Origin of the sequence: Nostoc sp. LEGE 12447 (assembly GCF_015206985.1) — a bacterium.
Classification (GTDB): domain Bacteria; phylum Cyanobacteriota; class Cyanobacteriia; order Cyanobacteriales; family Nostocaceae; genus Nostoc.
Genome location: NZ_JADEXT010000088.1, coordinates 1 through 12,990, shown reverse-complemented (window position 1 = coordinate 12,990; position 12,990 = coordinate 1). Strand labels below are relative to the sequence as shown.

The 12,990-nt window shown below is 41.9% G+C and carries 18 protein-coding genes and 2 pseudogenes; 11 read left to right on the top strand and 9 right to left on the bottom strand.

The annotated features are described in order from the left end of the window. Nucleotides 1-113, top strand: a pseudogene (locus IQ274_RS38210) (IS982 family transposase); the annotation flags it as partial. A gap of 230 nt (nucleotides 114-343) precedes the next feature. Here IQ274_RS38210 and IQ274_RS37125 read toward each other — a convergent pair. The 8 genes and pseudogenes from IQ274_RS37125 to IQ274_RS35175 all read right to left on the bottom strand — a co-directional run bounded on the left by IQ274_RS37125 (nucleotide 344) and on the right by IQ274_RS35175 (nucleotide 6,218). Then, on the bottom strand, nucleotides 344-2,176 hold the full coding sequence (locus tag IQ274_RS37125; RefSeq protein ID WP_228058615.1) for a hypothetical protein: 1,833 nt from the start codon (nucleotides 2,174-2,176) through the stop codon (nucleotides 344-346). Between the two features lie 112 nt (nucleotides 2,177-2,288). Next, complete coding sequence (locus tag IQ274_RS35205) at nucleotides 2,289-2,495, bottom strand: hypothetical protein (RefSeq protein WP_228058614.1); 207 nt, start codon at nucleotides 2,493-2,495, stop codon at nucleotides 2,289-2,291. A 167-nt stretch (nucleotides 2,496-2,662) separates the two neighbouring features. Further along, nucleotides 2,663-2,848 carry a hypothetical protein gene (locus tag IQ274_RS37120; protein ID WP_228058613.1) on the bottom strand — a complete coding sequence of 62 codons (186 nt, stop codon included), beginning with the start codon at nucleotides 2,846-2,848 and terminating at the stop codon, nucleotides 2,663-2,665. A 93-nt stretch (nucleotides 2,849-2,941) separates the two neighbouring features. Continuing rightward, complete coding sequence (gene arr / locus IQ274_RS38205; RefSeq protein ID WP_373529918.1) at nucleotides 2,942-3,412, bottom strand: NAD(+)--rifampin ADP-ribosyltransferase; 471 nt, start codon at nucleotides 3,410-3,412, stop codon at nucleotides 2,942-2,944. Between the two features lie 394 nt (nucleotides 3,413-3,806). Next, nucleotides 3,807-4,146: pseudogene (locus IQ274_RS35190) on the bottom strand (hypothetical protein); the annotation flags it as partial. Nucleotides 4,147-4,156: 10 nt separating this feature from the next. After that, a complete protein-coding gene (locus IQ274_RS35185) occupies nucleotides 4,157-4,624 on the bottom strand; it encodes a GNAT family N-acetyltransferase (protein ID WP_194145102.1) in 468 nt (155 codons plus the stop codon). Next, nucleotides 4,602-5,573, bottom strand: coding sequence for a hypothetical protein (locus tag IQ274_RS35180; protein ID WP_194145101.1), 972 nt, complete (start codon nucleotides 5,571-5,573; stop codon nucleotides 4,602-4,604). The genes IQ274_RS35185 and IQ274_RS35180 overlap by 23 nt, the downstream gene beginning before the upstream one ends. 159 nt (nucleotides 5,574-5,732) lie before the next feature. Further along, on the bottom strand, nucleotides 5,733-6,218 hold the full coding sequence (locus IQ274_RS35175) for a helix-turn-helix domain-containing protein (protein WP_228058612.1): 486 nt from the start codon (nucleotides 6,216-6,218) through the stop codon (nucleotides 5,733-5,735). 181 nt (nucleotides 6,219-6,399) lie between these two features. On the opposite strand from IQ274_RS35175, the gene IQ274_RS35170 reads away from it, so the two are divergent. The 9 genes from IQ274_RS35170 (at nucleotide 6,400) to IQ274_RS35130 (ending at nucleotide 11,434) form a co-directional block, all read left to right on the top strand. Beyond that, on the top strand, nucleotides 6,400-7,194 hold the full coding sequence (locus IQ274_RS35170) for a hypothetical protein (protein WP_194145099.1): 795 nt from the start codon (nucleotides 6,400-6,402) through the stop codon (nucleotides 7,192-7,194). A 139-nt stretch (nucleotides 7,195-7,333) separates the two neighbouring features. Further along, nucleotides 7,334-7,792 carry a hypothetical protein gene (locus tag IQ274_RS37115; protein WP_228058611.1) on the top strand — a complete coding sequence of 153 codons (459 nt, stop codon included), beginning with the start codon at nucleotides 7,334-7,336 and terminating at the stop codon, nucleotides 7,790-7,792. Then, on the top strand, nucleotides 7,785-7,988 hold the full coding sequence (locus IQ274_RS35160) for a hypothetical protein (RefSeq protein WP_194145098.1): 204 nt from the start codon (nucleotides 7,785-7,787) through the stop codon (nucleotides 7,986-7,988). Before IQ274_RS37115 ends, IQ274_RS35160 begins: the two co-directional genes overlap by 8 nt. A gap of 41 nt (nucleotides 7,989-8,029) precedes the next feature. Beyond that, nucleotides 8,030-8,488: a DUF1392 domain-containing protein gene (locus IQ274_RS35155; RefSeq protein WP_194145097.1), complete on the top strand. Its 459-nt coding sequence runs from the start codon at nucleotides 8,030-8,032 to the stop codon at nucleotides 8,486-8,488. Between the two features lie 47 nt (nucleotides 8,489-8,535). Beyond that, nucleotides 8,536-9,429 carry a hypothetical protein gene (locus IQ274_RS35150; protein ID WP_194145096.1) on the top strand — a complete coding sequence of 298 codons (894 nt, stop codon included), beginning with the start codon at nucleotides 8,536-8,538 and terminating at the stop codon, nucleotides 9,427-9,429. 88 nt (nucleotides 9,430-9,517) lie between these two features. After that, nucleotides 9,518-10,042: a hypothetical protein gene (locus tag IQ274_RS35145; RefSeq protein ID WP_114083294.1), complete on the top strand. Its 525-nt coding sequence runs from the start codon at nucleotides 9,518-9,520 to the stop codon at nucleotides 10,040-10,042. A 2-nt stretch (nucleotides 10,043-10,044) separates the two neighbouring features. Beyond that, nucleotides 10,045-10,341 carry a VVA0879 family protein gene (locus IQ274_RS35140; RefSeq protein ID WP_114083295.1) on the top strand — a complete coding sequence of 99 codons (297 nt, stop codon included), beginning with the start codon at nucleotides 10,045-10,047 and terminating at the stop codon, nucleotides 10,339-10,341. A 10-nt stretch (nucleotides 10,342-10,351) separates the two neighbouring features. Beyond that, nucleotides 10,352-10,810 (top strand): hypothetical protein, encoded by a 459-nt coding sequence (locus IQ274_RS35135; protein WP_147262532.1) that lies wholly within the window; start codon nucleotides 10,352-10,354, stop codon nucleotides 10,808-10,810. An 18-nt stretch (nucleotides 10,811-10,828) separates the two neighbouring features. Continuing rightward, a complete protein-coding gene (locus IQ274_RS35130; protein WP_194145095.1) occupies nucleotides 10,829-11,434 on the top strand; it encodes an MT-A70 family methyltransferase in 606 nt (201 codons plus the stop codon). 60 nt (nucleotides 11,435-11,494) lie between these two features. Here IQ274_RS35130 and IQ274_RS35125 read toward each other — a convergent pair whose 3' ends face one another. Next, nucleotides 11,495-12,451 (bottom strand): cytosolic protein, encoded by a 957-nt coding sequence (locus IQ274_RS35125; RefSeq protein WP_194145094.1) that lies wholly within the window; start codon nucleotides 12,449-12,451, stop codon nucleotides 11,495-11,497. A 41-nt stretch (nucleotides 12,452-12,492) separates the two neighbouring features. On the opposite strand from IQ274_RS35125, the gene IQ274_RS35120 reads away from it, so the two are divergent. Further along, nucleotides 12,493-12,990 (top strand): DUF5131 family protein (locus tag IQ274_RS35120; protein WP_194145093.1); only part of this gene is annotated, 498 nt, incomplete at its 3' end.

The window sequence follows — 12,990 nt, the reverse complement described above, 5'->3', positions numbered from 1 at the left end:
ATCGCAGCCCAGTCAATTTTTGTGTTAATGTTCTGTGCGGCTTAATCGCTTATTGTCATCAACCTAAGAAACCTAGCCTTCAATTGGAATGGCTTTTACCTTCTTATGTTTAACCCGAACTCAGGTTGGCTTAACAAGCTATATTCTGCAAATCACTTTGCAAAATACTGTATTTTTAAATGCATGACAGCTTTACCATCAGAGATCAGCCTACAAGATATTGCTCACGATGAGATCAGGCGTTGCTGAAAATAAGTCGACAGTTGTCATGAGTAGTGCAATTACACTTCAACACTTGCAACCTAATGGTGTACTCCCCATGCCACATACAAAAAGCATTACATCAATCCAATCCCAAATTTCTCATCGCTTTCCACAAATTAGGTCGTCGCTTATGCTGGACTTTCCATTGGGACAACAAACTATCATAACTCTGCGGTGCTAACTCCTTCAAGGCAGACATCCATTGTGCATTTTTCGTATAATCCGAGTTTTGAGACGAGTCCGGTCTGGGTACAAAGTTGTGTAAATTTGCTTGCCAATAAGCCATCACTCTTTCCCACAAATCAGGGGGTGCATATTCTTGGAGATACGTTCTCCTAGAAATATCATCTTGTGTCGATAGTTGGTTTGGCAGAATCACAACCTCATAAAACTTCGGGTAGGGGGATTTTCCCTGATACTTTATCTCGGTTAAATCTTTCGTTAACAAATGTAAAACACTATATTCCCCACCCAGTTTCCCCTGTTCTCCAGGTAAATTCTCCAGCCACTCGATAATTTTTTGCCTAAACCAAATATGTCCTTTTTCCTTAGTTGTAATACTATCGAGCAACCAATGCAACCACCAAGTATCTACGGGTTTTTGATGTGCATATAAACCTGAATACCTGTATGGTGTACCACGTTTAATTATTGATTCACGCCAAGATGTAAACAAGGATTTGTGAGTATCTTTATTAACTGGTATTTCAGCAAAAGCTGTGAACATACTTGACCAATCGTAACAACATTCAAAAGTAATATACTGAATTTCCAACGCATTTACCCGTTCGATTTCTCCCAATTCTCGAACAGCTTGCTGATAATAGCGAAGTAAAGTTTTTTCCTTTTCCCAATTCCCAGGAGCGTAAGAAAATCCACCCACAGCAACAAATAGCAGCGAGTTTTCTGGTGTCCAGGGATTCAAGTCAGGTTTGTTTTTTAATAACGCATCCAAAGTCTCTTGAATCACTGTAAGACTTTCTCTATATTCCTGTTTAGCCAACAAATCCTCAATTACAGGTAAACCATTTTGCCATTCCTGGGAAATAGTCGCCCGGAGATTGTTCAAATATATCTCTGGGGTTGCAAATTGCTGCATCAATTCCATGTAAACTATATGCCAATAAGAAAAAGTATTCTCTAAGTCATGCTTCCACAGAGAAACTTCTCGATTGGCTGTCAATCCGTCAAAAATTAACTTTTTTTCAACATCAGGTAAATGGGAAAAGAAATCAGTCACAGCATCATCATCTAAACTGATGTGGTAAAATTTCTCATCCAATTCCCTAATTTTTTGAGTTAATTTGAACCCATCTTCTCCTTGTGACTGCACCAATAACCATTCCCATTCCAATAAGCTACTTGTTGTCGCTCCTTCCAAATGAATACCATTAGCAATTTCCATCCAGTCGGGTATACCATTAGAGATTTCACTTTCTGCTGACAACAAACTGGCTGCAAAACCATCGTCATTACTAAAGCCATTCTCAAAAGCCGTTTTTACCAATGGCTTCATCTTTTGTGCAACTGCTTCTAAATCTTCAACAAAAGTACAGTCATCAAAATAAGGTTCTTCCCAGCTTGCTTCTTGGACTATATATTTCCCTTCTGACTGGGATGCTGACAAAATAATCTGATTCCATTCTCCCCATAATTGAGACCAAGTTTGAGCTAATTTCGCCAAAGAAGTTGGTTGTGCTTTGCTTGTTTTTACCTGTTCTACTATTTGAGGTGGAGCGATGATTTGAGTTAAAGTCTCTTGGGTATTCCCTTGCAGTTTAGCAAACACAGTTACTCGCTGTTCGTCGGATAAAACCGCAAATAATTCATCCAGTAGCTGGGAAATTTCCCCTTCTGTAAGTGCTTCAAAGATGCGCGAACCAACAGAGGTTTCTTGTTTAATCTTACTCAAAGAATTGCTCTGGCTCTTTTTTGGCATCTTGGTAAATCCCCTTCGCATTACATAAATAGCCTATTTCAACCGGAAGTAACGAGGAGGACAGTCAAACATTATTTAACAAACGTTAATTTGCAATTTCAGCTTCCAGCAAACTCAACAATTTCTCTTCTAAAGCCGTTAAATAAGGCCGATTCAGTTTCCCCAATGATTCCAAAAACTTCTGCACCGACTCCTCTAGCCCACTCGAATACACCCGATTGATGCCATCGCAAATCACCTGCATCTGCTCACACTCGGCAGGTAGATAATTGAAGGACTTCAGGTGCTGCAACCCAACGGTGTACTCCCCATCCCAGGTTTTGACAGTGCAACTAAATTCATTTACTTGGCTGACAATCCTCCAGCAGCCACCCTTGCCCCTGAGTTCTAGATTATCTTTGGCTAAGATTTGGCATACCTCGCCTAATTAATAGGTGTTAGGTACTTGAGTACGTTCCATTATTCGCTAAATCGATGGCTTCGCCAACGCCAAGGGCGAATGCGGCAATACTCCTCAAAGGTTTTGTGAGTAGAGCGATATAACTTACGATCGCGTAATTCCATTAATGCCTTCCCCGCTTCAAAGAAAGCCCTCTCGACTTTTCGCTCTAGGTGCAGGCGGTCGCAAATCTCTTGCTCGGTCAATTCTGGTATTTCAACAGCATTGCAATTGGAAAAATTGTTAAAACATAAAGACGTTGATTTCAATCGGTGAGCAGGGTGTGGGAATCTTAGAAATTAATTAATAATTTCTCCTTTGTTATTGGCCAACTTTTCACGCCATTTTTGGAGTTCTTCAGGTGTTTGTCTCACCCAATCTGTGACTTCGCCAACGATTTTTAATGGTGCTTGGGAGCGATATGAGCGTGTTGGATTGCCGGGAAATTTTTTGTCTGTAACATTCGGGTCATTTTCAAACTCCCCTGTTGGTTCAACGATATAAACACGTTCACGGTTATCGCCTTTTGCTAATGCAGCAGCTAGTCCCGCCCCATTGACAAGGGCTGTGAAATAAATGTGATTCATTTTGAGTTCAAGTTTGTAATTAGAACTGCCTCCTGCTGTCAGCAAATCGCCAACCTGCAAATCTGCTTTCGTTCCATGATAAAAGGGGCCTTTGTCAGAAGGTTTATCCTTAAACGAAGTTGCTAATTCATAATTCTTTCTTGCCTTGTCAGGGTCGCTTAAGTCCTCATAGCATTTGGCAATGTTTGAATATAGAGAAGGGAAAGCACTCTTAACAGTGTTGTTATTTATTTTTAATGCAAACTGCAAAGCCGTTTCGAGCCATTTTAATTTGTCAGAAATATTTTTCTGATATCGAGCTACATAATGGGCTGAAATAAATTTTTCAAAGTCGTGTGTCGCTTCGTTCCAGGCTTGAAGAAACAGTTTACTTGCTTCTTCTGGTTTGCCTTTTTCTTCCATGCCCATACCTTGAAGACAGAGTTTAACAACATTGTTGTTTGGGTTGAATTCCATGATTACTTTGTCTCGTAATGATTGTAATTTCGATTTAGTTGCTTGTCCTTAATCTGTTGAAGTGCATCGTAACTACTGCTAACGGTTCGCTTGAGCGGCTGCAAATAACCTTTACCTCACACCAACACCCACCCTTACCCCTGAGTTCGGGGTTGTCCTTGGCTAAAACTTGGCATACTTTGCCCAAGTGGTAGGTGTTTGGTACTCTGGTTCGCTCCATTATGCGCTGCACAATGTCTTTGACGATTCTACCACTTGGCACTTTACCACCCGCTTCCTCTACTGCCTCCGGCAACGTTAAGGACGAACGCGTAACTCCATAAGTGCCTTTCCCGCCTCAAAAAACGCCCGTTCTACCTTTCGCTCCAAGTGCAAGCGGTAAGCGTAGCCATGCCGTCAGGCTTATCGCTAATTTCTTGCTCGGTTAACTCTGGAATTTCAACAGCAGTAACGGTGATTGTTACTAACCAATCAAGCAAGCTTTTTCGTCATAAATACGCTGTTCGGGTCATCAATGTATTCAGCAAAGGGACCTCGGTACTCAAACCCATACCGTGTATACAAGGCTCGTGCTGAAGCAAATTCTGGAATTACCCCTGTTTCTAAATTCAAGCAATCGTAACCACGGCGTTGGGCTTCTTTAATAATCTGTTCCAGAATCTTTGAGGCGACACCCCTACGTTGGTCAGCCTTGACGGTACGCATTGATTTAATTTCACCGCTTCTTGAATCTAGTTCTTTCAATGCCCCGCATCCAAGCAGTTCTTCGCCATCCCAAGCAGTCCAAAAAGTAATATCAGGGGAACGCAATGCCTCTATCTCAAGAGCATGAACACTTTCGGGTGGGGTAATCTCATGCATATTTTCGAGATGTTCCCTCAGAAGGTCAGCAATATTTTTACCTGTCAAGTCATCTTCACAAATTTGCAATCGGCTCATTTCCTTCATTAACCCCATATTCTCGCTCAATCACACTCAACAGCTTTTCTTCAACAGCAGTCAAATACGGTCGCTTCAGTTCCCCCAGATGCTTCAGCACAGCACGGGCAGCTTCTTCTAATTTCTCATTTTCCCGTAATCTACTGATGCGATCGCTGATTAGCTGCATCTGCTGACATTCCGACTCCAAGTAGTTCAGTGGCTTGAGGTGGTCAATTCTGACGGTGTACTCGCCATCCCACATTGTAACTGTACAACTGAACTCACCGACATGGCTAACGATGCACCAGCAGCCACCTTTGCCCCTGAGTTCGGGATTGTCTTTTGCAAGGATTTGGCAAACTTCGCCAAGGTGGTAAGGATTAGGGGCTTTAGTACGCTCTAGAATTCGCTCAATCACATCTTTGACAACACGGCCAGTTGGCACTTTGCCATCAGCTTGTTGCACTGCCGCTTGCCACACCTGCCATTGCTCTTGAGGTTCTAGCTTCGTCATTGGTCGAACTTGACCTTCACTGGTAGGTAAGATTTGTGATCCATTTGTTGTCAAATCTTCAGGCGGCAAATTTTGACAACAAATTGTTGTCAAATTCTCGTAGACATTAGCTGCTGCAATCAGATAATTTGACTTCTGGCGACTATGACCAAAGCGATCACGACAATAATCTTCAAAAGTTTTGTGCGTGGAACGATATAGTCTGCGATCGCGTAACTCAGTCAATGCCTTCCCTGCTTCAAAGAAGGCTCGTTCTACCCTACGCTCCAAGTGCAGGCGATCGCTCTGCTCCTGCTCGGTTAATTCAGGAATTTCAACAGCGGTAACGTCAATTGTTGCTAAGGCTGGGTTTTCTTGAGGGGAGATATCCTTTTCTGCAAGGTCATTTGGTAATGTGCTGTCATCAGATGCGGCAGGGGTGGTTTTTTTGCGCTTAGAGATTGGTTTAGGCATTATTCCACCTCTTTTAGCTCAGTGGCATTTGCTCAAAGTCAATCGCAACACAGCTTTTGAATATAGATGGTAAATGGGTAAGCGTAACCCACCGCAGGCATCGCTTATAAAATGAGACAGAGGCTAGAGCAAAAAGAGGTTCTTCAGCAGGTTCAATCATCACACTGCTTCTTCCTCAAACAAATCTTCAATATCACATTCCAGCACTTTACAAAGTCTTGCTACTTTTGCAAAAGTTTCTGAGCCTTTGCCATATTCCCAATTTCTGATTGTCGAAGTATCAACTCCAACTAAATCACCTAGTTGCTTTTGAGTTAACCCCATTTTTTCCCTTAAAGCTGCAATACCTTTTTTGGGTGCTTCCGTTAAGTTCAACGGAGGTTTGAAAACTTTGATTAGGGCATTTTCTAACTTTCTGAGTAATTCAACTTCGGTTCTAATGTACGAGATTTTAACGCCTTCAAGACGACTTAAGGCTTCTAGCTTAGGATGGTTTTTCCATTTCTGCCTTAAATTGTCTGACATGCCCACGTACAGCACCGAGTTATCTTTATCGATTGCCAAGTAAACACAAGGCTCATCCGGCAATGAGTTTCTGTCTTCAAGTGCCACAAATGGCAGCTCCCATAAATTAATATCCTCCATATAAACCATAACTTTTTAGCGCTTCCTTTGTAATACACACGCTAATATATTAGCGCTAATAGCTAAAATATTCTTGACAGCGCTAAAAAATTAGCGCATAATAGTAAAAGATAAAGAGAAAGCGCCCTCGACTACCAATCTGAAGCGCTTTCTCTGTCCCTAATAATAAGGAATCTTAATTATGACGCATCCAACCTACACACAGCAAGCCCTTTCCCGCTATACCCTACCCCGCCTCAAAAGAATCGCTGCCGAACTCGGCATAATACCCACCGAGGACAAAAGAGCGGCTGAGACTTGGGTAAACGCAATCATCACTCACCAATCCACCCAGCTTCAGAAAGTTGACAACCAAGCCCTCGCCCAAGCCGAACTCGACAGTTACATCGCTGACCAAGGCCAAGCCATAGCTCCCGAACCCCTCAGAATAGTCGAAATCTCGTTTGACCATCACGAATATTATGCTGATGACAAACTGGTAGCCAGCATCAGCCATGACGATGACCACTTAACGCAACGTTGGGTAGTCATTGTCAACGATAAAGAATTATTTCGTGCCAATACTTTAATGCGTTGCGATCGCTTCATCTGCACTCACTATAAAAATGGCTCATTACCTGTGCAGGAACAACTTGCAACACCCCCCACGACCGAAAACCAAATCATGGCGCATATCTTCAACGAGTGCCAAAATTATGGGTTTGAAATTCTCGATGATGGCATTTACAACAACAACGGCGTGAAACTGGGGCAAGTCGGATGCACTGACGGGAACTGGTGGGTAAAGAGGCGTTATTCAGGTCAGCAGCAGTATTCTAACTCGGTATATGATGCTGTGCGCTCATTGTCGATGGTGGATGTGTCTACTGATAGTAAATCTATTTTTGATGAATATATTTTAGACCAACCGTTAGAACAGCTAACTGGCGATAGATTGCAACGGCTGCTGGAAAAAGCAGAGTTAGTAACAGCGTAAGTTTTGGGCTTCGCCTGGGAAAAGGTTAAAGGGTAAGGGGGAAAGGTAAATTTCTTCATTACGTTCCCCTTAGCCCTTTCCCCCTTTCCCTAATTCCCCCTTTCCCTAATTATTTATTCACCAATCCCCAATTAAATCTATGAAAGCCACAATATCCATTCCCCAACACTGGGCATACCCTCGCTTTGCTTTGGATCAACGTACAGAACAGGGCAATTCGCAATTCGCAGTTCGCAATTCGCAATTATCTTTAAGAGAACTTCAAGAAATAAATTATCCAATTTCACGCCCATCAAAACGACTTCCTCTCCCCTGCTCCCCCCTCCCTGCCTTAAAAGCAATGGGATATTTTTTTACTTGGAAGTCCTTAACTGCGAATTGCGAATTGCGAATTGCGAATTGTTTTGGTTGGCGTTATGCTCTGATGCCTAACAAGAATTCTGATGAAATATCGTACTTGAAAGAGGATCAAATCCAACCGCTTACACCAGAAGAATTATTCTCAGAAATTACCGCAGAGATTAAGTTTTACCAACAGCAAATCTCTATTCTGCAACAACAGTTAGTCGTATTAACCGGAGGTTTCACAAATGCCTAAGACGGTTGACCCCAGTTTTGACCGCAGAGCCAATCATTTGCTGCGTTCGATTCGACTTTGCGGTGGTTGTGTTCCTCTGCACCGTTTGCAATTTCAATTCTCCGATCCAGTGATTCAAACTCTGCTGGATAAAGAACTGGTGCAGGTACAGAACACGGGACGCGGCTTTTTGTTGGAGATTGCCGAGGATTTTTAGGTTGTTGACCTTATTGGAATTAAAATCAACAAGGAGAAAGCATGATTGACTACGTTAATACCCTGAAAAATAGTTGGTATATTTCCCCACCTTGGGGCAAAACAATTCCAACGGTTGATGTCAATTTATTAGAAAGAGTTTACCTGAAAACCACAAGAACATTCGGCTATTGTTCTGGTGTGCAATGGAAATATGAGTGTTGGCTTTATACAGTCATCTGTGGTGATGAAATTGTCCACGCTACAGAACATCAAATCATTGGGACTGGGCAGTTAGAAACCATCACTGTGCAAAAACCTGCTTTCGTTTTGGGGCAGAAAGTAATCCTGTGTTCTTATGGTGATGACACAAAACAACGGCTGATTCTGGGGGTTGTACTTGTAGATAAGTTTTGGTTTTACCTTGTCGAATTGCTATCGCCAACATTGACTGAAACACCGACAATATCTAATCGTTTCTCACTGGTTGGTGAAAAAAGTTTGGTGCGCGTAAATGTTTAATTTTTTCTAATCAACAACGAAAAATTATCACCCAACTAAATAAAGTTATGTCACAAATCGAAGTAGCTCAAATTATTGAACAGATAAAGCAAGAGATCACTGTTGATGCTTCAGGACACGGTAAAGCTAGTATTCGAGCTACAGCAAGATTAGCTGGGGTTGATGCTGCTGGATTATTCAGAAGTCTCAAAACAGCCGTTGACAATTCTCGCTCTAAAATGGTTGAAAAGCTTGTCCGTAAAGGCTTTGAAGGTGTTGACATTTTAGGGTGGTCGCAGTCCGGTATTCCTGATATAGCTGTAGCAACTATACTTCATTATTACGGTTATGAAGCGGGGAAAAGATGCAGCCTCCAAGCAAGATTAGCCTGTGAAGCATTTGAAAGTATCGGTGTTCGCACCTGGATGCAAGATATTATGGGCTGGACAAAACCCGCCACTCAACCACAAGAACAACCCATTACACCAGCCCTCCCCCCAGTTGAACAACGATTGCATACTCTTGTCCTGGCAATGAAGACTTTGGCTGAGTTAACTGGTGGCAGACTCAACCCCTACATGGAACAGCAATTCAAAGACTATGCTGGGAATCTTCTGGCAGAACACAACAGAAAATTGTTAACCCCTTCAGAAGAACGCTGGCTTGGCGTGGTCAACTTTGCAGAGAGCGAACTTGGAAAGAAAGTCCCTATCAGTGGCCCTCACTATCGCGGACACTTGGGGACATGGGTGAGAACATTCTACCCACAGTTAGGCGATCGCCAAGAAACACGATTGGTTAACGGTGTGCAACAGCCCATCTACGTCTACGCTTGTCACGATCCGGTTGTTGCGGCTGGGTTGACCAAAGCTATAGAAGAATTTTTCGCTCATCCCAGTCCTGGAGCAGCGTTAAGGCAGGCGGGGGCTTTCGCTAGTAAGAAAGCTGTAGTTACTGCTTGATGGTCATTGGTCAAGCACAGCGATCGGCCAGTAATCAAGAATTAAGACTTTTACAACAAAGGTAAATTTTACCTTGAGGGGAAAAGATATGGAACTCGGCTACTTCCAGAAAGATGTATTGATTGAAAAACTAGCTAAGAAATTCTACGCGATCCAAGGCTATGTAGTCCCCGAATCATATCGAATGCAATCAGCTACACATCCAGCAGAAAGAGCGTGTGTGGCTATGGCTTTGTTTGCTATTCAAGAATTTGAATCCATCGAAGATGAATGTTCAGATGAGGAGGTGGAGGAAGACTCTTCAGAAACAGACAGCACAAAAAAAGTAATTACTTGGTTTGGTGAGTTTTGGAAATTTGGCGACAGAGAACAAATCAAAGAAAGAGTACAAGATTATATTATTAGCCTAAATTACCTAACTGAGACTGAATCAGATAAGTTAGGCGAGTGGACTTGGGAAGATTTTTCTAGTTTTAAAAGAATCACTAAAAAATATCCTATGCCGGAAGTAGCTGAAGCCCAAGTTGATTGGAAAAAAGTAGGAGATTTTATTCATGAATTATTTGGGGTAAGTTTCCATGAAGACGAAGAATTAGAAGATGAGGAGGATTAAATATGAATAAAGAACAGTGGCTAACTCTTGGAGAAACACTATTTGGACAAGACAAGATGCAATGGAAGTTTAAATGCCCATACTGTGGTCACATTGCTTCTGTTGCGGATTATAAAAAAGCTGGCGCACCTGAATCCGCCGTTGGATTTTCTTGCGTGGGGCGATGGCTGGAAGTGCGTAAAGAATCATTTGATGACAAGGATAAACGTAAAATCCCTTGTAATTATGCGGGAGGTGGATTAATTCAACTTAATCCCGTTGATGTTGATGGGCGTAAGATTTTTGAATTTGGGGTTTGAGGCAGAAGATATGGAAGTCGTAGTCACAGTAGTTGAAAAAGTTGCATCTGTTGCCCATATTAATATCCCTGATAGCCTATCAGTTGATGGAATCAGGCAACACATTGTTGGCTACTACAACAGTGGAGAAATGCAAGCAGATTTGAATATTTACCAAGTAGATTTTGAATCTATTAGCGCTCACATTGGTTCAAAAATCAATATTACTTGGCATCAAGGAGATACTTCTTGTGCAACCCGTCAGTATTACTTTTGTAACCTCGGAAGATTTATTTTGACTCTATTAACTGATATAGAGCAAAATTTAACTCGTACAGAAGTTTACTTTGGGCATTATAAGCAACTTATTTATATATCAGAAAAAAAGATATCCAAAGAATTGGCAACAGTCGAACTCCAAAATTTCTTAAGTGGATTAGCTGTTGAACTTCAGACTTTAAGCCACATTGAATTTCCAGAACAAGTTTGAAAATAACAGGAGTTAAACATGAGACTAACAACATTAGAAGGTCAATACCAGTGCATCGTGATTGACCCTCCCTGGTTCTATCGGCTGAGAAATCAGGATAAGACTCACCGAAACCGTATTAACTACAAGCCAATGCATATAGAAGAAATATTGTCATTGCCTGTTCCAGACTTAAGCGATTGCAGGGGGTCAGTTCTTTGGCTTTGGTTCACCAACAATCACATGATCGAAGCGGCTCAATGCTTGCAAACATGGGGATTTGAACTCAAGACTATTTTGACTTGGGAAAAAGTCACCAAAGATGGCACTAAAACACATCTAGGTGTCGGTCATTGGTTGCGGAATTCGACTGAACACTGTGCTTTGGCTGTTCGTGGGAATGTGAAGGCTTTTGCTGGACGGACACTCACAAACGAGTCCACCATCCTGCACTCTCCCAGGCGTGAGCATTCCCGTAAGCCCGAAAGTTTCTACCAACTCGTAGACAAACTGTGTCCAGACATAACCAAGCTGGAGATGTTCGCACGCGAGTCTAGGGACGGCTGGGATTGTTGGGGTGATGAGGCGGATCTGTTTGATCATCTGGGTGCAGAAATTGATAACGATACTTCATTGAGTGCTTAATTAACGCTAATTTCGGCACTCAAAACTTGCTGAACCTTGACAATCAAATATCAAACAATTCTAATTTTCTGACGGTGTGTCATCTGCTGTCTGATAAATAGAACGCAATTCATTCACAGTATCTGCTGTTTCTATTGCTGCCAAGATTGATTCCAGCAATCTGAAATCTTCAAGAAGCTCAATTTCAGGTAATAAGTTTTGTCCAGGTGTTCCAAATTTGAGTTTTAATCCCAAAGCTATGCCTTTTAATAAAGATTCTATTCGAGCAATTCTCTCAAAACTAGTAACGTACTGCATACACAGTTGTGCCTCCAATTGTTCGACTTCTCTTTTAAACTCTAGTTCTAAATCCAATGGTAACGTTAGCATCCAATCAATAAAAGCCAAAAGGTTAACAACAGCCTCGCGTTCAAACCCTTGCTCATACAACCGACGCACTAAATTCAGTTTTGATTGTTTCCTTTGCGACCTATTACTGCGGGTTTGCACTGCTGCCAAATGAGCCATTACCACTGTAGCAAAGGGGTTACGACTGGCTTCTAGCTCCGACAACCTTTGTTTATAGTCTAGCAGCTTGATTACAGGAAACTGAAAATCAACCGTACAACCAAACAAATCGTACCCAAACTGCGATGGTCGCCAGTTGATGTTGTCATCCCCCAGTATCGCGCATGATGCAACAGAGCGATCGTAACGGTCAAAAATTCGATAGTTGTAGACAAACATCCGTTTAGGAAAATCGGTTTCCTCTTGACTTTGGATTTCTATATGAATCAACAGCCAAGATTCTTCGCCCCCAATGCGATAGATTTTCACCAATTTATCAATTAGCCGTTTCCCTAATTCAGCATCACGAACTACTTGTTGTAACTCTTGATCTAGAAACTCGAAACCTCTACTCCAATCAATGTGAGCATGGGCTTGAGGAAAAAAGAATTGCATGAAGTCTTCAAAATACAACTGCAACATCTGCTTCCACGGGGAATCATATTCCGTAAGAGGTGTTTTATTAGTCATACTCAACTGTTCAATTTCAAGTTAATGAGAGAAAAGTAATCATGCCAACAAATATAGAATGGGCAGACTTAACAGATAATATCATCCGTGCCAAGCGAGGCGGTTGGTGGTGTCAAAAAATATCTGATGGGTGTAAAAATTGCTATAGCGAAAAGCTAAATCAAAATTCTTTTTTTGGTGGGAATAAGCAACCCTACTCTGGGCAACCACCAGAGCTAGTGTTAGATACAGAAGCTATTCGGAAATGGAGGTTCCAAAGGAAACCTAAAAAGCATTTCGTTTCTTCAATGACTGATGTTTTTGGTGAATGGATTCCACGTTCTTGGCAACATGAAATTTTAGATGGAATGTTCGTAGCGCCAAAGCAGATATTCCAAATCCTCACTAAGCGCCCAGAAGTTATGTTGTCATCTATAAGGGACTTCCAAAGAATAAATTATTCCAAGAAAAACAAGAGACAGGTTTTCTCAAGAATGATAATCATTTTAAGGGGGGAGAAAAGGGGTTGCCGAGGGCAACCCCTTTTCTCCCCCTCATCT